The sequence below is a fragment of the Micromonospora sp. NPDC049374 genome (genome assembly GCF_040677165.1).
Classification (GTDB): domain Bacteria; phylum Actinomycetota; class Actinomycetes; order Mycobacteriales; family Micromonosporaceae; genus Micromonospora.
Genome location: NZ_JBFAQH010000007.1, coordinates 118165 through 143471, shown reverse-complemented (window position 1 = coordinate 143471; position 25307 = coordinate 118165). Strand labels below are relative to the sequence as shown.

At 71.3% G+C, this 25307-nt stretch carries 22 protein-coding genes; 4 read left to right on the top strand and 18 right to left on the bottom strand.

Translation table 11 applies throughout. The features are described 5' to 3' along the window. Window positions 1–45: 45 nt before the first annotated feature. The 3 genes from AB0J93_RS14370 to AB0J93_RS14360 all read right to left on the bottom strand — a co-directional run bounded on the left by AB0J93_RS14370 (window position 46) and on the right by AB0J93_RS14360 (window position 3234). Window positions 46–1425, bottom strand: a complete 1380-nt coding sequence (locus AB0J93_RS14370; RefSeq protein ID WP_363921787.1) for a phosphomannomutase/phosphoglucomutase — start codon at window positions 1423–1425, stop codon at window positions 46–48. Window positions 1426–1494: 69 nt separating this feature from the next. Continuing rightward, entirely contained in the window at window positions 1495–2862 is a 1368-nt protein-coding gene (locus tag AB0J93_RS14365; RefSeq protein ID WP_363921785.1) for a hypothetical protein, read from the bottom strand. Between the two features lie 123 nt (window positions 2863–2985). Then, window positions 2986–3234: a hypothetical protein gene (locus AB0J93_RS14360; RefSeq protein WP_363921783.1), complete on the bottom strand. Its 249-nt coding sequence runs from the start codon at window positions 3232–3234 to the stop codon at window positions 2986–2988. Window positions 3235–3378: 144 nt separating this feature from the next. Between AB0J93_RS14360 and AB0J93_RS14355 the strand changes: the two genes are divergently transcribed. After that, entirely contained in the window at window positions 3379–4590 is a 1212-nt protein-coding gene (locus AB0J93_RS14355) for a YwqJ-related putative deaminase (RefSeq protein WP_363921781.1), read from the top strand. Between the two features lie 50 nt (window positions 4591–4640). Here AB0J93_RS14355 and AB0J93_RS14350 read toward each other — a convergent pair whose 3' ends face one another. Next, a complete protein-coding gene (locus AB0J93_RS14350; protein ID WP_363921779.1) occupies window positions 4641–6080 on the bottom strand; it encodes an aldehyde dehydrogenase family protein in 1440 nt (479 codons plus the stop codon). Between the two features lie 140 nt (window positions 6081–6220). On the opposite strand from AB0J93_RS14350, the gene AB0J93_RS14345 reads away from it, so the two are divergent. Beyond that, window positions 6221–7657 carry a gamma-aminobutyraldehyde dehydrogenase gene (locus AB0J93_RS14345; RefSeq protein WP_363921777.1) on the top strand — a complete coding sequence of 479 codons (1437 nt, stop codon included), beginning with the start codon at window positions 6221–6223 and terminating at the stop codon, window positions 7655–7657. Between the two features lie 124 nt (window positions 7658–7781). Then, the gene (gene gabT / locus AB0J93_RS14340; protein ID WP_363921775.1) at window positions 7782–9053 is read left to right on the top strand and encodes a 4-aminobutyrate--2-oxoglutarate transaminase; all 1272 of its coding nucleotides are present in this window, start codon (window positions 7782–7784) and stop codon (window positions 9051–9053) included. Window positions 9054–9107: 54 nt separating this feature from the next. Here the strand turns inward: gabT and AB0J93_RS14335 are convergent, their stop codons facing one another. From AB0J93_RS14335 to AB0J93_RS14270, 14 genes are all read right to left on the bottom strand, one after another. Continuing rightward, the gene (locus tag AB0J93_RS14335; RefSeq protein WP_363921773.1) at window positions 9108–9788 is read right to left on the bottom strand and encodes a hypothetical protein; all 681 of its coding nucleotides are present in this window, start codon (window positions 9786–9788) and stop codon (window positions 9108–9110) included. Window positions 9789–9907: 119 nt separating this feature from the next. Further along, a complete protein-coding gene (locus AB0J93_RS14330; protein ID WP_363921771.1) occupies window positions 9908–10543 on the bottom strand; it encodes a M15 family metallopeptidase in 636 nt (211 codons plus the stop codon). Next, window positions 10540–11664, bottom strand: coding sequence for a D-alanine--D-alanine ligase family protein (locus AB0J93_RS14325; RefSeq protein WP_363921769.1), 1125 nt, complete (start codon window positions 11662–11664; stop codon window positions 10540–10542). Before AB0J93_RS14325 ends, AB0J93_RS14330 begins: the two co-directional genes overlap by 4 nt. Window positions 11665–11731: 67 nt before the next feature. Further along, a complete protein-coding gene (locus tag AB0J93_RS14320; protein WP_363921767.1) occupies window positions 11732–12904 on the bottom strand; it encodes a pyridoxal-phosphate dependent enzyme in 1173 nt (390 codons plus the stop codon). Window positions 12905–12924: 20 nt separating this feature from the next. After that, on the bottom strand, window positions 12925–14097 hold the full coding sequence (locus AB0J93_RS14315) for an acyltransferase (RefSeq protein ID WP_363921765.1): 1173 nt from the start codon (window positions 14095–14097) through the stop codon (window positions 12925–12927). 462 nt (window positions 14098–14559) lie between these two features. Next, a complete protein-coding gene (locus AB0J93_RS14310) occupies window positions 14560–15618 on the bottom strand; it encodes an ATP-binding protein (RefSeq protein WP_363921763.1) in 1059 nt (352 codons plus the stop codon). Continuing rightward, a complete protein-coding gene (locus tag AB0J93_RS14305) occupies window positions 15615–16280 on the bottom strand; it encodes a response regulator transcription factor (protein WP_363921761.1) in 666 nt (221 codons plus the stop codon). Before AB0J93_RS14305 ends, AB0J93_RS14310 begins: the two co-directional genes overlap by 4 nt. Window positions 16281–16623: 343 nt before the next feature. Further along, window positions 16624–17469 (bottom strand): DUF559 domain-containing protein, encoded by an 846-nt coding sequence (locus AB0J93_RS14300; RefSeq protein ID WP_363921759.1) that lies wholly within the window; start codon window positions 17467–17469, stop codon window positions 16624–16626. Window positions 17470–17698: 229 nt separating this feature from the next. Next, window positions 17699–18901, bottom strand: coding sequence for a saccharopine dehydrogenase C-terminal domain-containing protein (locus AB0J93_RS14295; RefSeq protein WP_363922053.1), 1203 nt, complete (start codon window positions 18899–18901; stop codon window positions 17699–17701). Further along, complete coding sequence (locus AB0J93_RS14290; protein WP_363921757.1) at window positions 18901–20322, bottom strand: FAD-dependent oxidoreductase; 1422 nt, start codon at window positions 20320–20322, stop codon at window positions 18901–18903. The genes AB0J93_RS14295 and AB0J93_RS14290 overlap by 1 nt, the downstream gene beginning before the upstream one ends. A 112-nt stretch (window positions 20323–20434) precedes the next feature. Further along, window positions 20435–21271, bottom strand: a complete 837-nt coding sequence (locus tag AB0J93_RS14285; protein WP_363921755.1) for an ABC transporter permease — start codon at window positions 21269–21271, stop codon at window positions 20435–20437. After that, window positions 21268–22176, bottom strand: coding sequence for an ABC transporter permease (locus AB0J93_RS14280; RefSeq protein ID WP_363921753.1), 909 nt, complete (start codon window positions 22174–22176; stop codon window positions 21268–21270). Before AB0J93_RS14280 ends, AB0J93_RS14285 begins: the two co-directional genes overlap by 4 nt. Window positions 22177–22198: 22 nt before the next feature. Next, a complete protein-coding gene (locus tag AB0J93_RS14275; RefSeq protein ID WP_363921751.1) occupies window positions 22199–23350 on the bottom strand; it encodes an ABC transporter ATP-binding protein in 1152 nt (383 codons plus the stop codon). Window position 23351: 1 nt separating this feature from the next. Continuing rightward, window positions 23352–24536 (bottom strand): spermidine/putrescine ABC transporter substrate-binding protein, encoded by a 1185-nt coding sequence (locus AB0J93_RS14270; RefSeq protein ID WP_363921748.1) that lies wholly within the window; start codon window positions 24534–24536, stop codon window positions 23352–23354. 211 nt (window positions 24537–24747) lie between these two features. Here AB0J93_RS14270 and AB0J93_RS14265 point away from each other — a divergent pair, with 211 nt between their 5' ends. Next, complete coding sequence (locus AB0J93_RS14265) at window positions 24748–25260, top strand: Lrp/AsnC family transcriptional regulator (protein ID WP_363921746.1); 513 nt, start codon at window positions 24748–24750, stop codon at window positions 25258–25260. Window positions 25261–25307: the final 47 nt, after the last annotated feature.

Below are 25307 nucleotides of genomic sequence, written 5' to 3'. Positions count from 1 at the left end.
GTGTGCGGCTTCACCGATCGGGGGTGCCGACCGGCGCGAGCGATCTTATCGGCGAACTAGGTCGAGCACCTCGTCGCGCAGCGCGGTCATCCGCTCGGCGGTCGGTGCCTCGACGTTGAGCCGCAGCAACGGCTCGGTGTTCGAGGCGCGCAGGTTGAACCACGCCCCGTCGGAGAAGCGCAGGGTGAGACCGTCCATCTCGTCCGCCTCGGCGTCCGGGTACGCGGCACGCACCTCGGCCACCTTGGCCGTCTGGTCGGCCACCGTCGAGTTGATTTCGCCCGAGGCGACGTACCGCTCGTACTCGGCGGCCAGCGTGGACAGCGGCAACGGCTGCTCGCCGAGCGCCGCCAAGGTGTGCATCGCCGCCAGCATCCCGGTGTCGGCGAACCAGAAGTCCCGGAAGTAGTAGTGCGCCGAGTGTTCTCCGCCGAAGACCGCGTTGGTGCGCGCCATCTCGGCCTTGATGAAGGAGTGACCCACCCGGGCCACCACCGGCTCACCACCGTGCTCCCGAATGATCTCGGGCACCGCGCTGGAGGTGATCAGGTTGTGGATCACCGTGGAGCCGGGGTGTTTGGCCAACTCCCGCGCCGCCACCAACGCGGTGATCGCCGACGGGGAGACCGGCTCGCCGCGCTCGTCCACCACGAAGCAGCGGTCGGCGTCTCCGTCGAACGCCAGGCCGATGTCCGCGCCGTGCGCCACCACCGCGCGTTGCAGGTCGACCAGGTTGGCCGGATCCAGCGGATTGGCCTCATGGTTGGGGAACGTCCCGTCGAGTTCGAAGTACAGCGGCACGATCCGCAGCGGCAGGGCCGCCAGGGCGGCGTCGCCGAGCACACTCGGCACGGTGTGTCCGCCCATCCCGTTGCCGGCGTCGACCACCACGGTCAGCGGCCGGATGCCGGCGAGGTCCACAAGCGTGCGCAGGTGCGCCGCGTAGTCGGGCAGCAGGTCGCGCCGCTGCGTCGGTGCGGTCGGCTCGCCGATCGGCTCGTCCTTGTCGAGCAGGGCCTGAGCCCGGTCGCGGACCTCGGCCAGCCCGCTGTCCTGCCCGACCGGGCGCGCACCGGCGTGACAGAGCTTGATGCCGTTGTACTGGGCCGGGTTGTGGCTGGCGGTGAACATCGCGCCGGGCAGCCCGAGCGCACCGGAGGCGTAGTAGACCATGTCGGTCGAGGCGAGCCCGATCTCGATGACCGGGCGGCCCTCGGCGCGTACCCCGGTGGCGAAGGCGGCGGCCAGCCCGGGCCCGGAGGCCCGCATGTCGTGCCCGATCAGCACCGCCTGCCCCGGCTCACCGGCGGCGTCGAGCATCTGGGCGAAGGCGACTCCGAGGGCACCGGCGACACGCTCGTCCCACTGGTCCGGCACCGTTCCACGGACGTCGTACGCCTTCACGATCCGGGACAGATCAGACACCGGTTCCACTCCTCGCCTGCGGGTCGCCAACGAACCTGAGCGTATCGGAGCGGCGGCACCCGCCCCGGCTCAGCCGCCGAGCCCGCGCCCGTACTCCGGCTCGTCACCCTTCCCGGCGCCCGGTGACCGTTCCGGGTGCCCCGACACCTCGCCCTGACCTGGCTCCGCCGGCGGCACGGAGGGCGACGCGGCCGGTGGGCCCGAGGTCGGCCCGGCCGGACCCGGGTGCGGCGCGGACGACAGGCCCGGGGGCGGTACGGCCAGGCCGGGCGTCGACGGTGCCGGCGGGGCGGAGGTGGGCGGGACGATCCGCGCCGGTGGCACTGCCGCACGGGCGGACGTGCCGGGTGGGACCGCGCGGGTCGGCCCAACCGGTTCACCCGGCCCGGTCGCCTCGATCGGGTCGGCCGGCCGGGCACCGTACACACCGCCGGTCGCGCGGGGTGCCGCGGTGCCGCCGTAGACCCGTGGCGTGCCGGGCCGAGCCGTCCCGTACGGCTGACCGGGGGTTGCCGGTGGCACGCTCCCCAGGCCGGACGGCGGTGCCGGCACGGCACCCGGGCCCGGTTGGACCGGAACGCCACCCGGGACGGGTGCGACCGGCGCGGCACCTTGACCACCGCCGGACCGGTAGGTGGTGCCACCCGGGTTGCGCGACGGCGGGATCTCGAACCCGTCGGCCGGTCGTCCACGGTCCTTGCGGTCCTTGCGGGAGCGGTGGATCAACAGCCCGATGAGCAGTGCGCCAGCGGCGACCATGGCGATACCGAAGTACATCACCGGCGACCCGCCGGAGGATTCATCGGCCGTCTGGGCGAGATCGTCCGTCGTCTCGGCGGCCAGCGCCACGGTGGGTGTGGCCTCGACGGCCGGTTCCTCGGCCACCTCCTCGCTGGGCGACGGCGACGGCGTGGGCGACGGGGAGGGCGACGCCGAAACCCGCCCGCCGACCACCCGCGACGACGCGGCGGCCCGGCCCAGCACGGCACCCCGCGCCGTGGTCGCCTCACCGGTCACCACCAGTCGACCACCGGGGGCATCCGCGGCGAAGGCGACGCGGTACCGCATCGCCACGCCCTTGCCCTTGCAGATCTCGTCCCGGGCCGGGGCGACCGGTGCGGTGGTGACCAGCCCCGCCGCCCCGGAGATCCCCACCGGCACCCAGCGACCCCCCACGTTGGCCTGCACCGCCACCTGGTCGGCCCGTACGTCGGGCAGGCTGAGACCCAGCGCGACGCGCACCCGCACGCACCCGTCGGTGCGCTTGCGCACCTCGACGGTCACGCTTTCGGCGGAACGGCCCGCCGTGAAGCTGCTCGCCGAACGCACCCGCACCCGGTCCTCGTCGGCGTGCGCGGGTGCGCCTCCGAGCGCCACCAGGGCGCCCAGGAACACGCAGACCGTCGCGAACCGCGCCGTGTGCCGACGTACCGACATGATCAACCACCGTTCCTCCCCCGACGGGGGAACGCCGGTCAGGCTACTACCGGGGCCTGTCCTCGGCTGGCCATCGAGCACCCCGCATGTGCGCCGCACCACGTCGGGCGCCCCGCTCGGCGGTCATGCCGCGCGGTCCGGACCCTTCCCGGGGTCGGGCTCGTCGGCGCCGTCCGCGTCGTCGGCGCCGTCCGCGTCGTCGTCGCCTCCCGTCGCGCCAAGAGCCACGGCGAGAGCCACGCCGAGGGCCACCCCGACGCCGATGCCGGCGGCACCGTCCAGGGCCGCCACACCGATCACCACGCCCAGTAGCATCCCCACCGGCCAGGCCCAGAGCCGTCGGTCACCGTCCTTCTCTTCCGGAGTTGCCATTCCGCGAGCGTATTGCCCCCTGTCGAGTCCCGCAGGCGGCACCGCTCGCGCCGTTCGGCGCGGCAGAACGACCGCTCGCCTCACGCTCGGTAGGCTCCACCGCACACAGCGCCACGCAACGACGTAGTCCGATAGGTTTCGGGTGTGATCGACCGCGAACAGGCCGAGCAGCTCGCCGCGGTATGGGCCCGCCGCGACTCGCTGCGCCTGGGGCACGAGTGCCGACCCACGGTCACCGAGTTCGACCTCGGCTACGTCATCGCCTCCACCGTGTCCACGCAGGTCAGGTCGCACCCCGGGGATCTGCCCACGACCGTGGTCGACAAGCGGACCGGCGAGGTGAGCACCTGGCCGCAGGTCTCGCCCGACGTGGTGGCGCGGCTCTACCGCCGCAGTCGGGTCACCGGCCCACCGGCCCCGCGCACCGTGGACCCGGCCGGGCAGCTGCTACGCGAGATCCGTCGGTTGCCCGCGCCGACCACGACCGCGCGTCTCACCGTCGAAGGACGGATTTTCAGTGCTCAGGGTGTCAAGGGGGATGTGGAACTCAACCATCACCCGCTGGTCCGTGCGTACCTCGACCAGCAGCCCGCCGGCCACCTGGTGCGTGGCGGAGCTCGGCACGCGGAGTTCGTCGTGGTCTCCGACGTCCTGCACGAGTACGACCATCGCCGCACCGCCGAAGGCATCACCGCCATGATTATGGGCGACGCGAGGGAGTTGCTGACGTCCGCCCGCGTCGAAGTGTTCCAGGTCCGGGAGCCGGGCGATCCGCAGGGTGGGCCGGCCGAGTGGCCCTGCGACTCCTGCCTGAACATGCTTGTGGAGTTCAACGTCCTGGCCCACGCCGAACGGGCCCGCACCGAGCCCTGGTTTCCGGAACCGGTTCCCGACCCGACGCCTGGCCGGTTTCCTCCGGAGGTGGCGCGGGCGCTGGTCGCCGCCGGTTGGCCGCCCCACTTCGCCGATGAGGCCGAGGCGAGGTCAGCCGATCACCAGGTCGGAGCGGTCGGCGGCGGCACGCACGGGCCCGCCGCCCGCAACGCCCTTCCGCGACTGCTCAGCCGGCGGCGCGGCCCCGGTGAGCAGGTGTGGATCTCACGCTTCAGCATTCACCCCCGTCAGCTCGCCCCGAGCGCAGCGTCGCTGCACGACTTCGCGGCGGTGCTCGGCACCCGGCTGTTCCCGATCGGCACCGAGAGCCGACACAGCATCATCGCCGCCGACGAACTGGGCCGGGTCTTCGCGCTGGACCAGGCCGGTGAATGGTTCCTCGGGGTCGACTTCGACGCCGCGCTCACCACCCTGCTGCTCGGCCGCGCCCCGGCCCGGGTACGCGACGACGGCGGTTGGTGAGGCCGCCGGTCGTCGGAGCCCCGCGACCGCCGCGAGGCGCCTCCGGTCACTCAGAGCCGCAGGCCGGTCAGGACGGCGACGCGCGGCTCGGTGTAGTCGTCCATGGCGCTGCGTAGTCCCTCCCGACCCACGCCGCTGCCCTTGATGCCGCCGTACGGCATCTGGTCGGCGCGGTAGGACGGCACGTCGCCGACGATCACTCCGCCCACTTCGAGGGTCCGCGCCGCGGCGAAGGCGACGTCGAGGCGGTGGGTGAAGACACCGGCCTGCAACCCGTACGCCGAGTCGTTGACCGCCGCGAAGCCGGCGACGTCGTCGACCACCCGGTCCACGACGAGCACCGGTCCGAAGACCTCCTCGGCGTGGACCTTCGCGTCCCGGGGAACTCCACTGAGGATGGTGGGCGGGTAGGTCGCGCCGTCGCGCCGGCCACCGGTCTCGATGGTGGCGCCGGCCGTCACCGCCTCGTCCACCCACGCCTCCACCCGGCGGGCGGCGGCCTCGGACACCAGTGGCCCGACGTCGGTCAGCGGGTCGGCCGGATCGCCGGTACGCAGCTCCCGGACCGCCGCGACCAGCCGGGGCAGAAAGCCGTCGTAGAGCCACTCGTGCACGTAGACCCGCTGCACGGCGATGCACGACTGGCCGGCCTGGTAGTTGGAGAAGGTGGCGACCCGGTGCGCCGCGAAGGTCAGCTCCTCGTCACCAGCCCAGTCCTGACAGATCAGTACCGCCGCGTTCCCACCCAGCTCAAGGGTCACGTGTTTGTCGGGTACGGAGCGACGGATCGCGGTGCCGACCGGTCCGGAGCCGGTGAACGAGACGACGGGCAGCCGGGGATCGGTGACCAGCTCGGCGGCGCGTTCGTTGGGCAGCGGCAGTACCGAGAACATACCCTCTGGCAGCTCGGTCTCGGCCAGGATCTCACCCAGCAGCAGCGCGGACAACGGGGTGGCCGGCGCCGGTTTGACGACGATGGGCGCACCGACCGCGATGGCCGGGGCGACCTTGTGCGCCACCAGGTTCAGCGGGAAGTTGAACGGCGTGATGCCCAGCACCGGCCCCTTCGGCACCCGTCGGACCAGGGCGATGCGCCCGGTGGCGGCCGGGTCGGTGTCGAGGCGTTGCAGCTCACCGGAGAACCGACGCGCCTCCTCGGCAGCCCACCGAAAGGTCGAGCTGGCCCGGCTCACCTCGGCCCGCGACCACTTGACCGGCTTGCCGTTCTCGGCGGTGATCAGCTGAGCCACCTCCTCGGCCCGCTCGGCGAGGCGGCGTGAGACGTGGTCCAGGGCCGCCGCGCGGGCGTACGCGGGCAGCGCGGCGGCGTTCGCGGCCACCTCGGCCGCCGCCGCCACGGCCGCCTCGACCTGGTCGGCGGTGGCGACTGTGGTACGCCCGACCGGGCGACCGTCGTAGGGATGGTGGACGGTCACCTCGTCGACACCGTGTGCGGGCCGGCCGGCGACGAAGAACGCTGTGGGCTCCACGTGCGCAGCCTAGACGACCAGCCCAGCCGACGAAAACAGTCGCCTCAAACCTTTTCTGCCGCGAATTCAGTAGCGAAGATGGCAGCAAGGTTGCGATAACCGCCGCAGCGAGACCCCGGACCCCTCGGAGTGATCCAGTCATGAGTGACAAGCAGAGGCTGCGCAACTTCGTCAACGGCGAGTACGTCGAGCCGGTCGACGGCGGCTACGCCGACCTGATCGACCCGTGCACCGGTGAGGTCTTCGCCCAGACACCGGTCTCCGGCACCGCCGACGTGGACGCCGCGATGCGGGCCGCCGCCACCGCCTTCGCCGGCTGGCGGGACAGCACCCCGGCCGAGCGGCAGAAGGCGCTGCTCAAGCTCGCCGACGCGGTCGAGGCCCGGGCCGCCGACCTGGTCGACGCGGAGGTACGCAACACCGGCAAGCCCCGGCAGCTCACCGCCGACGAGGAACTGCCGCCGGCCGTTGACGAGTTTCGCTTCTTCGCGGGCGCCGCCCGCCTGCTGGAAGGTCGTTCGGCCGGCGAGTACCTGGCCGGGCACACCTCGTACGTCCGGCGCGAGCCGATCGGGGTGTGCGCGCAGGTCACTCCCTGGAACTACCCGCTGATGATGGCGGTCTGGAAGATCGCTCCCGCGCTGGCGGCCGGCAACACCGTGGTCCTCAAGCCCTCGGACACCACCCCGGTGTCGACGCTGCTGCTCGCCGAGATCGCCGCCGAGCACCTCCCACCCGGCGTGTTCAACGTGGTCTGCGGCGACCGGGACACCGGCCGCGCCCTGGTCGCGCACCCCACCCCGCAACTGGTCTCCATCACCGGTTCGACCCGGGCCGGCATGGAGGTCGCCGCAGCCGCCGCGCCCGACCTCAAGCGGACCCACCTGGAACTGGGCGGCAAGGCCCCAGTGGTGATCTTCGACGATGCGGACATCGCCGCGGCGGCCGAGGCGATCGCCGTCGGCGGCTACTTCAACGCCGGCCAGGACTGCACCGCGGCCACCCGGGTGCTCACCGGACCCGGCGTCCACGAAGACTTCGTGGCCGCCCTCACCGAGCAGGCCCGCAACACGAGGACCGGCGCACCGGACGACACCGACATCCTCTACGGCCCGCTCAACAACGCCAACCAGTTGGCCCGGGTACGCGGCTTCCTGGACCGGCTGCCAGACCACGCCACGGTGCAGACCGGGGGGACCCAGGTCGGCGAGCGCGGGTACTTCCACGCCCCGACCGTGGTCTCCGGCGTACGGCAGGACGACGAGATCGTCCAGGACGAGGTTTTCGGGCCGGTCATCACCGTGCAGCGCTTCTCCGACGAGGACGAGGCCGTCCGCTGGGCCAACGGCGTCGACTACGGCCTGTCCGCCTCGGTCTGGACCCGGGACCACGGGCGGGCGATGCGGATGACCCGGCGGCTCGACTTCGGCTGCGTCTGGGTGAACACCCACATCCCGTTCATCTCCGAGATGCCGCACGGCGGCTTCAAGCACTCCGGGCACGGCAAGGACCTCTCCGTCTACAGCCTGGAGGACTACACCCGGATCAAGCACGTCATGCACAACATCGAGGGCTAGTGAGCGCGAGGAGTGAGCCGGGGTTGCGAGCCCCGCAGTCGCGAACGAAAGACGACTCCGTGAGCGCGAGGAGTGAGCCGGGGTTGCGAGCCCCGCAGTCGCGAACGAAAGAAGGCACAGCCCTATGACCTCTTCAGCGGAGCTGCACAAGCGGCGCGGTTCCGCCGTGGCCCGGGGTGTCGGCAGCGTCATCACGTCCTACGTGGACTCCGCCGCCGGCGGTACCCTCACCGACGTCGACGGCCGCCAGTGGATCGACTTCGCCGCCGGCATCGCGGTCACCACCGTGGGCAACTCCGCGCCGAGGGTGGTCGAGGCCGTCCGGGCACAGGTCGAACGGTTGACCCACACCTGCTTCATGGTCGCACCGTACGAGTCGTACGTGGCGGTCTGCGAGCAGCTCAACACGCTGACCCCGGGCGGGTTCGAGAAGCGTTCGGCGCTGTTCAACTCGGGTGCCGAGGCGGTGGAGAACGCGGTGAAGATCGCCCGGCACGCCACCGGACGACCGGCGGTGGTGGTCTTCGACCACGCGTACCACGGGCGGACCAACCTGACGATGGCGTTGGCCGCGAAGAACATGCCGTACAAGCACCGGTTCGGGCCGTTCGCCGGGGAGATCTACCGGGTGCCGATGTCTTACCCGTTGCGCGATGGTGGTCTCGACGGCGCCACGGCGGCGGCCCGCGCCATCGAGACCATCGAGAAGCAGGTCGGTGCGGAGAACGTCGCCGCGCTGCTGATCGAGCCGATCCAGGGCGAGGGCGGTTTCGTCGTACCGGCGGCGGGTTTCCTGCCGGCGCTGCGCACGTGGGCGACGGCGGCCGGGGCGGTCTTCGTCGCCGACGAGATCCAGACCGGGTTCTGCCGCACCGGCGACTGGTTCGCCTGCCAGCACGAGGACGTCGAGCCGGACCTGGTGACCCTGGCCAAGGGCATCGCCGGTGGGCTGCCCCTGGCCGCGGTCACCGGCCGGGCGGAACTGATGGACGCGGTGCACGTCGGCGGGCTCAGCGGCACCTACGGAGGCAATCCGATCGCCTGCGCCGCCGCGCTGGCCGCCATCGAGACCATGCGGGAACTGGACCTGGCCGGGGCGGCCCGGCGGATCGGGGCGGTGCTGGGCGACCGGCTACGGGCCGTCGCCGCCCGCGACCCGCGGATCGCCGAGGTACGCGGGCGCGGCGCGATGCTCGCCGTGGAGATCGTCACGCCGGGCACCCTGACTCCCGACCCGACCGCCACGGCGGCGGTCTCGGCGGCCTGCCACGCCGGTGGTCTGCTCACTCTCACCTGTGGCACGTACGGCAATGTGCTGCGCTTCCTGCCGCCGCTTGTCATCTCCGACGACGAACTGACCCGCGGCCTGGACATCCTCGACACCGCCTTCGGCTGACCCCGACAGAAGGGGCCCCCGGCCGACAGGGCGCCCTCCCCTGAGGCGGCAGGCTCAGCGCAGCACCTCGACGTTGTTGTTGCGCACCAGGTTCTTGCCCGGCTCCCGGATCTGCTCCATCGCGGCGGAGTTCAGCAGCACACAGCTGCCGGAGGGGCCGGTGATGGTGACCGTGGTCGCCTTGTTGTTGTCCAGGTTGGTCACCCGCAACCGGGTACCGACCGGGAAGCGGTCGCTCGTCGCGGCCGGTCCGGCGGCTTCCTCGAAGAAGGTGATCGCGCCCTGGCAGGCCGACCCGGCGACCGGACGGGCCGCCGGCGGTGAGGCCGAGCCCGGGCGGTCGCCGATCACGCCCGGCTGTCCCGCGCCCGGCTGCGTGGCGGCATCGCCGATCCGCTCGACCACGTTGCGTCGGATCACGTTCTTGCCGGGCTCACGGACGAGTTCCATCGCGGCGGCGTTGAGCAGCACGCAACTGCCCGACGGGCCGACCACGGTCACCTCGGCCGATTTGTCGTTGTCGAGGTTCGTCACCCGCAGCCGGGTACCGACCGGGAACTGGTTGCTGGTGGCGGCCGGTGCGCCCGTCTCGGCCGAGAACGTGATCGATCCCGCGCAGACGCTCTGCCGGGTCGGTGCGCTGTCAGCGAATCCGAGTCCGGTGCCCACCGACACCGTCGCCGCGGCGACCACCGCCACCCCCGCCGCCAGCATGTGCTTCCGCTGCAGCTTCACCTGTTCCTCCCGTCCTCACAACCTTGTTCGGGGGCTGGTACGGCCTGGGAGCGCTTTCCAGTTCATCGTGGTGACGCTTATCGAAAACAAAACTTCGAGTTGATCAACGGCAACGCCGGTCATACCGGTCCGTAACGGGTGTGCGGCGCACCGGTCAGCAACGCCCAGTAGCGATCCCCGTACGACCAGTGCCACCACTCGGTGGGGTAGTTCACCAGGCCGGCCCCGCGCAGGGCGGCAGCCATGATCTGCCGGTGCCGGCGGGCCTCGGCGCCGATCGACGACGCGGCGGTGAAGCAGGCGTTGTCACTCGCCTCCGGGGTGGCGTCCACCGCCGTGCCCATGTCCAGTTCGACGCCGTCCACTGTGCACAACGTCAGGTCCACCGCACCACCGGTGCTGTGCGGCGCCACCTCCACCGGCGAGACGAACTTGGTGGTCTCCCGGTACAACCGCTCCGGCGACCAGTCCGGGTGGGCCCGCCGCAACTCCTCCTGGTAGCCGGTGAAGATGTCCAGCTGCGCCTGATAGGGCCGGTACCCCTCGACGAGCAGCAGGCGCAACCCGTCGGGCAGCGCGCGTTGCGCCGCCAGCAACCGGTCCACCACCGGGCGGCGCACTCGGGCGTACGTGCCGGCCGGATCGGCCGCCCGCGCGTCCAACCGCAACTCGGGGACCTCGCGCAGGTCGACCAGCGGCTCACCGTCGTCGACGCCGCGTACCGCCGCGACCCGCGGATCGCAGAGGAGGATCATCGCTCGCCTCCCCCGCCGGGCCGCTCCGCGTGCCGGGCGAAGGCCAGCGCGACGAGACGGTCCAGGATCTCCCGGTAGTCGACGCCGGCCGCCGCCCACACCTTCGGGTACATCGAGTGGGCGGTGAAGCCGGGCATCGTGTTCAACTCGTTGACGTACAACTCGCCGGCGACCTCGTCGTAGAGGAAGTCGACCCGGGCCAGGCCCCAGCCACCGATCGCGGCGAACGCCCGCACCGACAGCTCCCTGATCCGCTCGGTCACCTCCCGCGGCAGCGGAGCCGGGACGACCATCGGATCGGTGTCGCCGAAGTACTTCTGGCGGTAGTCGAACCAGCCACCGCTGACCCGTACCTCGCCGACCGCGGACGCGTCCGGACGGGTCCCGCCGAGCACCCCACACTCCAGTTCCCGGCCACTGACCCCCTGCTCCACCACGACCACCGTGTCGTGTCGCAGCGCCTCCTCGATCGCCGCTCCCAGATCATCACCCTCGGCCACCCGGGAGATGCCGATCGAGGAACCCATCCGGGCCGGCTTGACGAACAGCGGGCGGCGCAGCCCGAGCACCAGCTTCTCCGGATCCTCCGTCGTCCGGTACGTGGTCGCGTCGAAGGAGACGTGCGGGGTGATCGGCACCCCCTCGGCCCGCAGCGCCCGCTTCATCGCCACCTTGTCCATCCCGACGGCGGAGGCGAGGATGCCGCACCCGACGTACGGCACGCCCAGGGATTCGAGCACCCCCTGCACCACCCCGTCCTCACCGAACGGGCCGTGCAGCACCGGGAAGACCACGTCCAACTCGGCGTGCACCGCGCCGGGCGCGTCCATCCCGGTCACCACCGCCGTACCGGAACGTGGCCCGGCCCGCAGTTCCACCGCCGGCCCGATCACCGTCAGCCGGTCGTCGATGGCCCGCTCGGATGCCGTGCCGGCGAGGAACCCGGACAGTGCCGCGTCCGGGACGAGCCGCAGCCCACCAGCGCGGGTGACCCCGATGGCGACGATGCGGTAGCCGCCGCCGGCCAGCGCCCGGGCCACGCCGAGCGCGGAGGCGCAGGAAACGTCGTGCTCCGCCGACGGGCCGCCGAACAGGATTCCAATGCGTACGGGCGCGCTCATGCCGGTACCTCGCTTCGCTCGTCGCCGGGCCTCGGGCCCAGGCACACCCCGCCGATGATCAGCTCGCTCATGCCACTGCCACCTCTTCCTCAAGTCGGGCGGTTGCCGCCAGTCGGGCGACCAGTTCCGCCTCCACGTTTCCGCCGGTCAGCACCACGCCGACCGTGCGCCGCCGCCCACCGGCAGCCACCACCGGCAACCGCTCGGCGACAGGCGACCGCCGCCCCCCGTCGGCGGCGAGCGACCGCAGCGTTCCGCCGGCGGCGAGCGACCGCAGGCTCCCGTCGGAGCCGAGCGACCGCAGCGTTCCGTCAGTGCCGAGCGACCGCAGCGTTCCGTCGGCGGCGAGTCGTAGCGCGCCGGCCAGGCCGGCTGCCCCCGACGGTTCGGCCAACACCTTCAGGTCCAGCAGGAGCAGCCGGAACGCCTCGGCGATCTCGTCGTCGTCCACCCGCACCACACCGCACAGACGGGTGCGCAGGATGGCGAAGGGCAGCTCACCCACGCACGACGGGCGCAGGCCGTCGGCGATCGTCGGTGCCGGCGTCACCGGAACGGGTCGACCGGCCACCAGGCTGCGGGCCAGCGAGTCGCAGCCATGCGGCTCCACCCCGTACACCTCGATCGGCCGACCGGTCGCGGCCAGGCAGGCACCGGCAGCACCGCCACCGCCGCCGACCGGCACCACGAGGGCGTCCAGCGGAGTGCCGGCCCGTTCGGCCTCCTCGATCAGTTCGAGGCTGGCGCTGCCCTGCCCGGCGATGACGTCCGGATGGTCGTACGCGTCGACGATCGGGTGGCCGGTCTCGTCGCTCACCCGGCGGGCCACGGCCAGCCGCTCCTCGACCGTCGTACCGGCGAGCACCACCCGTGCACCTGCCGCGCGGGCCCGAGCCACCTTCGTCGCTGCCGCGTCGACCGGCAGGACCACCGTGGCTGCCAGTTCGAACCGCCGAGCCGCCAGCGCCACCGCCACCGCGTGGTTACCGGTGCTCTGGGCGACCACCCCGCCGTGGCCGGCCGCTGCCAGCCGGCCCACCGCGTAAAGCCCGCCGCGCATCTTGTACGAGCCCCCGGCCTGAAGGTTCTCCGCCTTCAACAGCACCCGGGCACCGGCCAGCCGGTCGATGGTCGGTGCGCGCAGCACCGGGGTACGCAACACCCGGCCGGCCAGCCACCTGGCGGCCTCCGGCACGTCGATCGGAGCCGGGCCGGCTCCGGACGGATCGGTGTGGGACATGTCTTCTCCTTCGCAGTAGATCAGCGAGACGCCGTCGGCCTGAGCGGCTCGGCCGCCGCCGGCGCGGACGGCTCCGGCGCGGACGGCTCCGGCGCGGACGGCTCTGCCGGGCTCATGACGGCCGCCGGCGCGGGCGGTTCCGCCGCCGTCGGTGTGGACGGTCGGGGGGTCGGCCGCTGGGTGGTGTCGGCCCGGCCGGGCAGGTCGAACAGCCACGTCGCCCGGGTCGCCAGCAGCAGCCGGTGCAGGCCGAGGCTGATCGCCAGCACGGCGACGGTGAGCGAGAACGGGAAGCCGAGGGCCAACGCGAACCGGGCCGGTTCGTCCAGACCCGCGATCGGCTCGGCGATCAGTCGATGCAGCAGCGCCAGCACCGGCATGTGGATCACATAGATCGGCAGCGTCTGGCGACCGAGGGCAGCGAGTGGTTGGCCCACCGCCGACCACCGGGCCAGCCGGACCGCCACGGCGATGCCGAACAGCACCGCGAGGACGGAGACCAGCGGCGCCACCCCGGGCAACCGGGCAGTGCCGGTCGCCGCCACGGCAGCCAGCGCGACCGCGTACGCCGCTGCGGCCAGCAGCAACCGTCGGCCGGTGACGGCGTCGGCCCACCGAAGGACGTACCCGCGCAGGTACAGGCCGGCCAGGAAGAACACCAGGTTCTGGTAGAGACCGCCCCGGTTACCGGGCGTGTCGACCAGTCCCGCGGCGGCGACGGTGCTCAGCGTGCCGGCGGCGACCAACAGCACCGCCGGATGGACCCGTCGCAGCGCCTTCGCCAGTACGAAGTACAACGCCAGTGCGTACAAGTACCAGAGGTTGGACGGGGTGACCGTCAACTGTGCCAACAGGCCACCGAGGTCGCTCGCCCGGTCGGTCGGGAAGTCCGGGGCGAGGGCCAGTACGGCAGTGTGGATCATCAGCCAGACGCCGTACAGGTAGAGGAAGCGGGCGGCCCGGGGTCGGGCGACCGACCGCCACGGCCGCTGCACGGCGGTCGCCGCGAACATGCCGGAGATGGTGAAGAACAGCGGCATCCGCATCGGGAGCAGCAGTTCGCCGAGAGTCCCCCAGGCACCCGGCACCGGTACGTCGAGCCGCCAGTCGATCTGGAGGTAGTCCTTGACGATCACGTGCCAGAGCAGGACCAGCAGGATGCAGCCGCCCTTGGCGACATCCGCCCAGGCCAACCTGGTCCCACCCGAGGCCGGCCCAGCACCACCCGACGGCGGCCCAGCACCACCCGAGGCTGGTCCGATACCGCCCGACGCCGGCCCAGCACCGCCAGAGGCTGGTCCGATACCGCCCGACGCCGGCCCGGCACCGGCGTCCTTGGGGACGGGCGGCCCGGCGGTCGCCCCTACCGCGACGGCTTCACGGGTGGTCATGGTCTCTCCTTTCCGTCGCCGGCACACCAGCCAGATGGCTGGCGCGCCGGGCAGATCGTGGGCGCGCCGGGCAGGTCGCGCGCCCGCCCGCACAGGTCGCACGCCGGGCAGGTCACTGGCCCGCCGGCCAGGCGCTTCCCAGGCATGGCGGACGCTCGTTCCCAGGCCCGCCGGTGCCGTTTCACGGGCACGCCGAAGGTCGGGCTGCCGAGCTGTTCGGCCCCGTTCGTGGGTGGTGGTTCGGCCGCCGGCTGGGCGGCCGGGTCAGGGTGCGGTGGGTAGTTGGACGTCCACCCGCAGCCCGCCGTACTCGGCCGGGCGGGCGGCGATCAGGCCGTCGTGGGCCTGGGTGATCGAGCGGGCGATGGCCAGGCCGAGGCCGGCACCACCGCTGTGGTTCGTCCGGTCCCGGGCCAGCCGACGGAACGGTTCGAAGAGCCCGGCGACCGCCTCGGCCGGCACCACCTGGCCCGTGTTGACCACGGTCAGGGCCGGGCTGCGACCGACCGCGACGGTGAGGGTGCCGCCCGGCCGGTTGTACTTGATCGCGTTCTCCACGAGGTTCGTCACCAGGCGTTCCAGCAGTACCCGCTCGCCCATCACCAACCGGGGTTCCAGATGGCTGTGCACCGTCAACCCGGTCTCGGTGAGCCGGTCCTGGTACGCGGCCAGCACCCCGGTCACGATCTCGTCGAGGCGCTGCGGCGTACGGGAACGCAGCCCCTGGTCGCTCTCACTGAGCGCGAGCAACCCCTCGATGAGCCGCTCGTTGCGTTCGTTGGTCTCCAGCAGCTGCCCGGTCAGCAGTTCGAGTTGTTCACCGGTGAGCGACCGGGCCATGCCGACCTCGATAAGCGTCCGCTGCACCGCCAACGGCGTACGCAGTTCGTGGGAGGCGTTCGCGGCGAACCGTCGCTGTCCCTCGTAGCCGGCGGCGATGCGCTCCATCATCTCGTCGATGGACCGGGCCAACCGGGCCAGTTCGTCGTTACCGCGCGGCCGGAGCCGATGACCGAGATTCTGCGGCCCGACCTGCGCGATCGGCCCGGCGAGATCCCGCACCGGACGCAGGCACCACAGCGCGGCGGCCCAGATTCCGGCCACCGAGAGCACGAGGAGCCCCAGCCCGGTGAGCGGGACGGCCAGACCGGCGAGGTCCCGCGCCGGCTGGCACACCAGACCCACGCCGGGCAGCCCGGTGTGACAGAGCCTGCTGGCGCTCACCCACAACTCGCCGAGCACCGACTTCGTCAGGCCGGGCAGCACGTACCCGACGAGCAGGGCGAGCACGCCGACCAGCACGACGCGCCAGCGCGGGGTCACTCGGCACCACCGATGCGGTACCCGGCCCGGGGCACGGTGTGGATGACCTGGGGCTCACCGAGCTTCTTCCGCAGCGTCATCACGGTGACCCGGACGACGTTGGTGAACGGGTCGGCAAACTCGTCCCATGCCTGTTCCAGCAGTTCTTCAGCACTGACCACCCGGCCTTCGGCGCGGAGCAGCACGTGCAGCACCGCGAACTCCTTCGGGCTCAGGCTGACCGGCCGACCCTCCCGAATGACCGTGTGCCGGGCCACGTCCAGGACGACGCCATGGGCCTCCAGCACCGGCGGGACGGCCGGGGCGGAGCGCCGACCCAACGCCTGCACCCGGGCAACCAGTTCGGCGAAGGCGAACGGTTTGGTCAGGTAGTCGTCGGCGCCCAGCCCCAGGCCCTCCACCCGATCCCGGATGCCGGCGGCAGCGGTGAGCAGCAGCACCCGCGTACCGGAGCCGGACGTCGCCAGGCTGCGACACACCTCGTCGCCGGTATGTCCCGGCATGTCCCGGTCCAGCACCGCGACGTCGTACCGGTTCACCCCGACCCGCTCCAACGCTCCGTCACCGTCGTAGCAGACGTCCACCGCCATGGAGAGGCGACGCAGCCCCTCCGCGACGGTGTCCGCCAACAACCGCTCGTCGTCCGCCACCAGCACCCGCACGCTTCCGCTCCCCGTGGTCCTCGCTGTCGCGCATACGTTCTCAGGCAGGAGTTAAGGGTTCCGTAAGTGCCCGCCGAAGCAATACTCCACGTAACCGCCCCACCCCCTCGACACCCGACGGTGACCTGCATCACCCTAGGCGCAGACCCCACCCGCGTCGATCTTGCACTTTCGGTCGCCGAATTGCCCTTTACAGGTCATTCGTACCGACAGGAAGCGCAAGATCGCGGGGCGGCGGGGAGGGCGGGGAGGGTGGGGTGGGGAGGGGTGGGGAGGGGTGGGGAGGGGTGGGGTGGGGAGGGGTGGGGTGGGGTGGGCGGCGGCGGGCGAGGCAGCGTCGCGGTCAGGAGAGGGCGGTTCGGATGGTGGCGACGATGTAGTTGGGGCGGCGGTAGAGGTCGCGGTCGGTGAAGTACCTCATCCGCCAACCCTGCGCGTCGAGCCAGTTGACCCGTTCCCGGTCGTACCTGAGGCTCTCGCGATCGAGGTGGGAGACACCGTCGTACTCGATGCCGACCCTGCGCTCGCGGTAGCCGAGGTCGAGGCGATAGCGCTGGAAGCCCTCAGCGTCGTGGACCCAGAGTTGCGGCTCAGGAGGAGGTAGCCGCCCGTCGAGCAGCACCAACCGCAACTGACTCTCCTGGCGACATTCCGACCGGCCGTCGGCAAGCGGCACCAACTCGCGCGCCTGCCGCACCCCGCTTAGCGCCCGATGCTTGCACACCTCAGCCATCAGATCATCGGGAGTCACGAGAGCGGACCTGAGTGCGCAGTCCAGCACGGGAAGCGCGTCGAGCCGCCGAACCGTACGCGCCAGGTCGACCGCGCAGCGCGCCGCCGGCACACAGGGCAGCCCATTAACGAGGACCGGCTGCACCGGAAGCACAGACCGATGCACGGCCAGCCCGGGTAGCCGGGGTTTCGGCACGGTGGCCGGCAGGTGAACGTGCACGAGGTCGTCGCGCAGCACGCCGAAGCCATAGCGTCGGGCCGCCGTCTGCCGGGTGAACATGGCACCCTCCGGCAGACACAGCAGTAGTGCTCGTAGCTCGTCCTCGTCGTCGAGGAGTTGATCGGCGTAGACGCCCCTCCGCACGCGGCGCAACTCGTCCCGGCCCAGACGGGTACGCAGCCGTCGGGCGGTGAGCGTCCGCAGCAGAGTTTCCACCCGCCACAGTTGAGCAGCCATGCGGGCACCCTCTCCCGCCCATCACCAGACGTTCCACCCCCGCGCACTCCCCTGTGGACAGCCCGCCCTCCTGTGGAAAACCTCCCCCACCCCCAATCCCGTGCTAGGCACCCCACCACCCCTCCCACCCTTCTCCGCGATCTTGCACTTTCCGTCGCCGCATTCAGTAACAAAACCCCCGTATCGGCGACCAGAACTGCAAGATCGCGGAGAAGGGGGGTGGGACAGCTCAGCGTTCTTCCAGGGCCCAGGGGGAGCCGTAGGCGGTGAGCAGGTTGAGGAAGGGTTTCGGGGGTAGCGCCTCCGGGCCGAGGACTCCGGTGCCCGACCATGTGCCGCCGGCCAGTAGTTCCAGCGCCACGACCGGGTTCACGGCGGTCTGCCAGACCACCGCCTGGTGGCCGTACTCCTGCATCGACCATTCGTTGTCGACCACGTGGTAGAGGTAGACCTCGCGCGGCCGGCCGTCGACCCCGGTACCCCGTACCCAGGTGCCGGCGCAGGTGCTGCCGCGCATCCGCTCGCCGAGGGTGGCCGGGTCGGGCAGGCAGGCGGCCACCACGTCCCGGGGTGAGACCGACACGCCGCCCGCCCGCACCGGCGACGTCGCGGCCAGGCCGAGCTTGTGCAGCGTCTTCAGCACCTGGATGAACTCGTCGCCGAGCCCGTACTTGAAGGTGACCCGTCGAGCCGGCACCCAGCGCGGGATAAGCAGCACCTCCTCGTGCTCGACGTTGACGCACTCCACCGGCCCGATGCCGGCCGGGAAGTGGAACACCTCCGGCTCGCTGAACGGCTCGGTGGTGAACCAGCCGCGCCCGGCCTCCCAGATCACCGGCGGGTTGAGGCACTCCTCGATTGTGGTCCAGATGGAGAACGACGGTGCGAAGTCGTACCCGTCCACGGTCAGGTTGGCCCCGTCGCGTACGCCGATCTCGTCGATCTCGGCGAACAGCTCGTCGGCCGCGTAGCGGGCGAAGACGTCGGACAGGCCCGGTTCGACGCCGATGCCGCACAGCGCCAGCCGACCGGCCGCCGCCCACCTGTCGGCCACCGCGAACTGCTCGTCGCCGAGCTTGACGCCGGTTTCCTGATAGGGCCGGGCCGGGTGTGGCCTCGACAGCGACATCGCCATGTCGAGATAGTCGGCACCGGCCGCGTACGCCCCGTCGAAGATCGGCATGACGAAGCGCGGGTCGACCGCGTTGAGCACGTGGGTGATCCGGTGCTCCCGGCACAGCGCGGCGACCGCGTCCGCAGCGGCGGCGTCGACGGACGCGGCGACGAATCGGGGGTCGCGGCCGGCGACCGCCCGCGCGGCGCGACCGGGGTCATGGTCGGCGACCACCATGGTCTCGAAGAACGCGCGCCGGGCCGCGATGGCGACCACCGCGGAGCCGACGCCACCAGCACCGACGAGCAGGATGCGCATCACGAGTCGAACCCCAGACCAAACCGATCGAGCGTACGGAGCCACAGGTTGCGCCGCCCCTGCCGCGCATCGGCACGGGCCAGGGACCAACGGGTGAGCCCGATACCGACCGCGCGGGCCGGTTCGGGCGGGAACGGCAGCGGCCGGTCGCGGACCAGGTTGAGCCGGGTCAGCGGGGTGTCCGCGCCGTCGAGCAGGTCGAGCAGCACCCGGGCACCGAACCGGGTCGCGCCGACACCGAGCCCGGTGTAGCCGGCCGCGTAGGCGAGCCGACCGTCGTACGCGGTGCCGAAGAACGCGCAGAACCGGGTGCAGGTGTCGATCACTCCGCCCCAGCGGTGACTGAACCGCACGCCGTCGAGCTGCGGGAAGGTGGTGAAGAAATGGTTGGCCAGGGCGGTGAAGGTGGCGTCCCGCTGGTCCAACGCCGGTGCCACCCGATTGCCGTAGTGGTAGACGGCGTCGTAGCCGCCGAACAGGATCCGCCCCTCGCCGGTGATCCGGTAGTAGTGGAACTGGTTGCCGCCGTCCGCCAGCCCCTGCCGGTTGCGCCAGCCGACGGCGTTGCGCTGCTCGGCGCTCAACGGCTCGGTCATCAGCGCGTAGTCGTACACCGGCACCACCCAGGCCCGCAGCCGGCGCAGCAGCGGCGGAAAGGCGTTGGTGGCCAGCACCACCCGCCCGGCACGCACCGCCCCGGGCACGCCGTCGGCCCCGACGGTACGCGCCAACAGCGCCCCGCCGTCGCGGCGCAGCCCGGCGACCCGGGTGTGCTCGTGAATCCGGACGCCCGCCGCCAGGCAGGCCCGGCGCAGCCCCCAGGCCAGCCGGGCGGGGTCAAGCATCGCCACCCGGTCCCGGTCCCACAGACCACCGAGGTACGTCGGCGAGTCCACTTCGGCGCGTACCTCGTCGGCGTCGAGCAGGGTCACCCGGTGGCCGTACCGACGGGCCAGTTCGGCCTCCTCGGCCAGCCCGGCGAGCTGGTACGGCTCGACGGCGACGGCCAGCTCGCCGGTTCGCTCGAAGTCGCAGTCGATGCCGTACTCGGCCACGGTCGCCTCGATCGCGTCGAGGTTCTCCCGACCGAGTCGTTCCAGCTCGCCGATCTCATCGGGGAACCGTCGTGCCCCGTTGGCCAGCCCATGCGTCAGCGAGGCCGCACAGAATCCGCCGTTGCGGCCGGAGGCGGCCCAGCCGCAGGTGCCCGCCTCGACCAGCAGCACGTCCCGTCCGGGGTCGGCCCGCCGGGCCAGCAGCGCCGTCCACAGTCCGCTGTAGCCGCCGCCGATCACCAACAGGTCGGCGCTTGTCGCGCCGGTCAGCGGCGGCAGCGGCGCGGGCCGAACCGGGCGGTCCAACCAGTACGGCACCCGCGCCGCCTCGGCCAGGGCCCGGGTCGGATCCCCGGCGCGGTTCATGTCGTCGCCCTGAGCGGACCCGACGGTCCCGGCGCGGACCGTCCGGGCACGTCGGCCAGGCCGACCGGGGACACTGGCCCGTGTCGCGCCGCCCGGCCGGCAGGTGCCCGGGTCATGGCCGGCCGTTTCCCTTCACGGGCACGGGAACGATCGCCGCCCGGCGGGCTCGCCGGCCGTGCAGCGAGGTGGCCAGCACCAGCAGCAGCGCGATTCCGAACATGGCCGTGCCGATGACGTTTACCTGCGGTGGAATGCCCCGCTGGGCGGCACCCCAGACGTACATCGGGAACGTGACGGTGGTGCCCGAGTTGAAGTTCGTGACGATGAAGTCGTCGAAGCTGAGCGAAAACGCCAGCAGGGCGGCGGCCACGATGCCGGGCAGCACCAGCGGCAGGGTGATCCGCCGGAACGTCTGCCACTCATTGGCGTACAGGTCCATCGCGGCCTCCTCCAGCCGCCCGTCCATCCCGGTCAGCCGCGCCTTGACGGTCACCACCACGAACGACACGCAGAACATCACGTGGGCGATGACGATCGTCCAGAAGCCGAGCGGCACGCCGCCGGAGACGAAGAGGGCGAGCAGCGAGGTGCCCATCACCAGTTCCGGCGTCGCCATCGGCAGGAAGATCAGCACGTTGAGCCCGGACCGGCCCCGGAACCGGTGCCGGGCCAGGGCGAACGCCATCAGCGTGCCGAGCGCGGTGGCCGCCACGGTGGCCAGGAACCCGATCTGCACGCTGCGCAGCACCGCGTCGCACATGTCGGAGGTGGCACACGGGTTGCGCCAGTTGTCGAGGGTGAACTCGTTGAAGTCGTACGACAGCCGGCTGGAGGGGCGGTTGAACGACAACGCGGCGACCACGGCGATCGGCAGGAACAGGTAACCGAGCACCAGCAGCGCCACGCCCGTCACCCAGTGTTCGGCGAACCAACGGGAAGCGCGCGTCACAGGACTTCCTCCGTGCCGGCGCGGCGCAGGTAGCCGAAGACCACCGCGAGGATCGCCGACATCAGCAGGAAGGACAGCGCCGCACCCTGCGGGTAATCGAGGCGGACCAGGAACGCCGAGTCGATGACGTTGCCGATCATGTACTCGTTCGGGGTGCCGAGCAGTTCCGCGTTTATGTAGTCGCCGGTCGCCGGAATGAAGAAGAGCAGGGTGCCGGCGATCAGCCCCGGCATCGACAGGGGCAGGGTGACCCGGCGGAACGTCTTCAGCGGGCTCGCGTACAGGTCGCTCGACGCTTCCAGCAGCCGGTGGTCCAGCCGCTCCAGGCTCGCGTACAGCGGCAGCACCAAGAACGGCAGGAAGTTGTACGTCAGGCCGAGCACCACCGCGACCGGGGTGGCCAACAGTCGACCGTCCGGGCCGAGCAGGTGCACGTCGCGCAGCAGACCGACCAGCCAGCCGTTGTCCGACAGGATCGTCTTCCAGGCCAACGTACGAACCAGGAAGCTGGTGAACATCGGCGCGATCACGCAGACCAGCAGCAGGTTCTTCCACCGGCCGGCCTTCTGGGCGATCGCGTACGCCAGCGGGTAGCCCATCAGCAGCGCCAGCACCAGCGCGATGCCGGCGTACAGGAAGGACCGCCCGAACTGCGGCCAGTACGCCTGCACCGCCGCCGGATAGTTCCCGAAGGCCCAGGTCAGCGCGTACCCGGTGGAGAGCGAGCCGGTGGGGTCGTAGAGGCTGGCCGCGGCGAGCTGCACCAACGGCACGGCGAAGAACAGGACCAGCCAGGCCGCGCCCGGCAGCAACAGCAGGTACGGCAGGAACCGGTGACGGCCCGATCGGGCAGCCGGCGACGTCGGCTGCCCGGAGCCGGTGGGCACGTGGGCCAGCGCGCTCACCGGATCACCTCGCTTCGCCGGCTCATGAGGACGCACCGACCGGCTCCTCCAGGACCGGGGTGGTCCGGTCCGGCTCATCGGCACCCCGGCCGAGCAGGAAGGCGTGCTGCGGATCCCAGTACGCCACGGCCCGCTCGCCGACGGCGAAGCGCTGCTGCGCCCCGCTGTTGGCGACGAAGACGCTCAGCTCGGTGCCCCAGCCGGTACGCAGCAGGTACTGCGTGCTCACCCCGACGTAGGAGGCATCGGTGATGGTGCCTTCGAGGTGCTGGTTGCCGGCGGGCACCTGCACGGCCGCCGTGGCCAGGTGCAGCTTCTCGGGACGTACGCCCAGAAAGACCGGACCCCGGTCGGTGCGGGACCGCGCCGACGGCACGGAGAACCGCGCGCCGTGTGCGGTGACCAGCAGGTCGTCCCCGCTGCCGCCGGAGACGTCACCGGCGATCAGGTTCGACTGGCCGAGGAAGTTGGCCACGAAGGCGGTCGCCGGGAACTCATAGATCTCGGCCGGTGCGCCGAGTTGCTCGATCCGGCCGGCGTTCATCACCGCGACCGTGTCCGCCATGGTCATGGCTTCCTCCTGGTCGTGGGTGACGTGCACGAAGGTGATGCCGACCTCGGTCTGGATCCGTTTGAGTTCGATCTGCATCTGGCGGCGCAGCTTCAGGTCGAGCGCACCGAGCGGCTCGTCGAGCAGCAGCACCTGCGGGTGGTTGATCAGGGCCCGGGCCAACGCGACGCGCTGCTGCTGGCCGCCGGAGAGCTGGGCGGGGCGGCGCCGCTCGTACCCGTCGAGCTGCACCAGGGACAGCATCTGCCGCACCTGGCCGTCGACCGAGCGGATGCCGCGCCGCCGCAGCCCGAAGGCGACGTTCTCGAAGATGTCCAGGTGCGGGAAGAGCGCGTAGCTCTGGAACACCGTGTTGACCGGTCGCTTGTACGGCCGCAGTCGGGAGATGTCCCGGTCACCGAGCAGTACCTGCCCGCTTGTCGGCTCCTCCAGGCCGGCGATCATCCGCAGGGTGGTGGTCTTGCCGCAGCCCGAGGCGCCGAGCAGGGCGAAGAACGAACCCTGCGGAACGGTCAGGCTCAGGTCGTCGACCGCGGTGAAGGTGCCGAAGGTCTTGGTGAGGTTGGCCAGGCTCAGGTCGCCGGCCGGAGTCTCCCGCGCCATCTCACGCCCCGATAACCTGCTGGAACTTGGTCTCGTACTCGCGTTCCTGCTGCTCGTCCAGCGCCATGAAGACCCGGGACTTGGCGAGCATTGCCTCGTCCGGGAAGATCAGCGGGTTCGCGGCCAGCTCCGGGTCGAGCTTTTCCATCTCCGCCTGCGCCCCCTGCACCGGGCAGATGTAGTTGACGTACGCGGCGAGCTGGGCGGCGACCGCCGGATCGTAGTAGTGGTTGATCAGCTCTTCGGCGTTGGCCTTGTGGCTGGCCCGGTTCGGCACCAGCATGTTGTCCGACCAGAGCATCACGCCGGAGTCGGGCACCACAAACTTGATCCGTTCGTCTTCGAAGCCGAGCTGGATGATGTCCCCGGACCAGCCGACGCACGCGGCGATGTCGCCCTTGGCCAGGTCGGGGGCGTAGTCGTTGCCGGTGAACCGGCGGATCTGCCCGGAGTCCACGGCCCGCTTGAGCTTGTTGAGCGCGTCGTCGAACTGGCTGGCGGTGAAGTCTGCCGGGTCGTGGCCGTTGGACATCAACAGCAGACCCATGGTGTCACGCATCTCGCTGAGCGCGGTCACCTTGCCCTTGAGGTCGGGGCGGGTGAGCAGTTCGTCGACGGTACGGATCTCGCCGGTGACCCGGCCGTTGTAGGCCAGTCCGGCGAGGCCGGACTGCCACGGGACGGCGAACTGGTTCTCGACGTCGAAGGGGCGGTTCCGCAGCGACGGCAGGAGGTTGGCCTCGACGTTAGGCAGCTTCGCCGTGTCGAGCTTCTGGATCCAGCCGAGCCGGATCATCCTGGCGGCCATCCAGTCGGTGAGCACCATGATGTCCCGCCCGGTGCCCTGGCAGGCGGCGAGCTGGTTCTGCACCTTGCCGAAGAACTCGTTGTTGTCGTTGACGTCCTCGGTGTAGGTCACCTGAATGCCGGTCCTGCTGACGAACCCGTCCAGGCTGGGACGCTTCGACTCGTCGTCCTCGTCGACGTCCATGTACTGCGGCCAGTTGGAGAAGGCCAGCGTCTTCTCCGAGCCGGACAGATCCTCGCTGACGCATCCCTCCTCGGTCTGCTGCGCGGCGGGGGTGCCGCAGCCGACCAGGGTGCCGCCGGCCGCGAGCAACGCGGCCGAGCCGAGGGTGCCGGTGAGCAGACCACGCCGGGTGAGGGCCCGGTGGACACTACGCATGTGACGACTCCTATCGGTGATCGTCGGCGGCGGGACGGGGGTGGGCGCGCCGGCTGGGGCTGGAGGGTCAGTGGCGATAGACGACTGATCCTGACATGAGAGAACCTCACTCACAAGGGATTCCGTTGCCGAGATAGCTCCTCACGACGAATTACGCCAGAGTTGCCGATGACGCTAGGCTCACCCCGGTGACGGACATGGGGAGCGGTCGATGACGAACCGGCAGCAGGACAACGGCAGCGGCGGACGCCGGGTCAGCGTGCGGGAGGGCGCCAGCCACGCCCTGCTCGACGATGTGGCGAAGCAGATCATCGAGCAGTTGCAGGAGGACGGTCGCCGCCCGTACGCCACCATCGGCAAGGCGGTGGGGCTCTCCGAAGCGGCGGTACGCCAACGCGTACAGCGCCTGCTCGACGCCGGCGTGATGCAGATCGTCGCGGTGACCGACCCACTTCAACTGGGCTTCCCCCGGCAGGCCATGATCGGGCTGCGCACCGACGGCGACCTGGAGAGCGTCGCCGACCGCCTCGCCGAGTTGGACGAGGTCGACTACGTGGTAATCACCGCCGGCTCGTTCGACCTGCTGGCCGAGGTGGTGTGCCGCAACGACGAGCACCTGCTGGAGATCCTGCAACGACTGCGCGCCGTGGACGGGGTGCTGTCGACCGAGGCGTTCGTCTACCTCAAACTGCGCAAGCAGACCTACAGCTGGGGCACCGCCTGACCCGCCCGCTTGATCCACTCGACATGCCGCATCTCGCGCCATGCGGG

What these genes read in the sequence shown, in the direction of transcription:
- AB0J93_RS14360 (WP_363921783.1), bottom strand. Translation starts at nt 3,234, where the DNA reads ATGGCAACTCCGGAAGAGAAGGACGGTGACCGACGGCTCTGGGCCTGG.
- AB0J93_RS14320 (WP_363921767.1), bottom strand. Translation starts at nt 12,904, where the DNA reads ATGTCCCACACCGATCCGTCCGGAGCCGGCCCGGCTCCGATCGACGTG.
- AB0J93_RS14365 (WP_363921785.1), bottom strand. Translation starts at nt 2,862, where the DNA reads ATGTCGGTACGTCGGCACACGGCGCGGTTCGCGACGGTCTGCGTGTTC.
- AB0J93_RS14275 (WP_363921751.1), bottom strand. Translation starts at nt 23,350, where the DNA reads ATGGCGCGGGAGACTCCGGCCGGCGACCTGAGCCTGGCCAACCTCACC.
- gabT (WP_363921775.1), top strand. Translation starts at nt 7,782, where the DNA reads ATGACCTCTTCAGCGGAGCTGCACAAGCGGCGCGGTTCCGCCGTGGCC.
- AB0J93_RS14325 (WP_363921769.1), bottom strand. Translation starts at nt 11,664, where the DNA reads ATGAGCGCGCCCGTACGCATTGGAATCCTGTTCGGCGGCCCGTCGGCG.
- AB0J93_RS14290 (WP_363921757.1), bottom strand. Translation starts at nt 20,322, where the DNA reads ATGAACCGCGCCGGGGATCCGACCCGGGCCCTGGCCGAGGCGGCGCGG.
- AB0J93_RS14330 (WP_363921771.1), bottom strand. Translation starts at nt 10,543, where the DNA reads ATGATCCTCCTCTGCGATCCGCGGGTCGCGGCGGTACGCGGCGTCGAC.
- AB0J93_RS14345 (WP_363921777.1), top strand. Translation starts at nt 6,221, where the DNA reads ATGAGTGACAAGCAGAGGCTGCGCAACTTCGTCAACGGCGAGTACGTC.
- AB0J93_RS14265 (WP_363921746.1), top strand. Translation starts at nt 24,748, where the DNA reads ATGACGAACCGGCAGCAGGACAACGGCAGCGGCGGACGCCGGGTCAGC.
- AB0J93_RS14295 (WP_363922053.1), bottom strand. Translation starts at nt 18,901, where the DNA reads ATGCGCATCCTGCTCGTCGGTGCTGGTGGCGTCGGCTCCGCGGTGGTC.
- AB0J93_RS14270 (WP_363921748.1), bottom strand. Translation starts at nt 24,536, where the DNA reads ATGCGTAGTGTCCACCGGGCCCTCACCCGGCGTGGTCTGCTCACCGGC.
- AB0J93_RS14300 (WP_363921759.1), bottom strand. Translation starts at nt 17,469, where the DNA reads ATGGCTGCTCAACTGTGGCGGGTGGAAACTCTGCTGCGGACGCTCACC.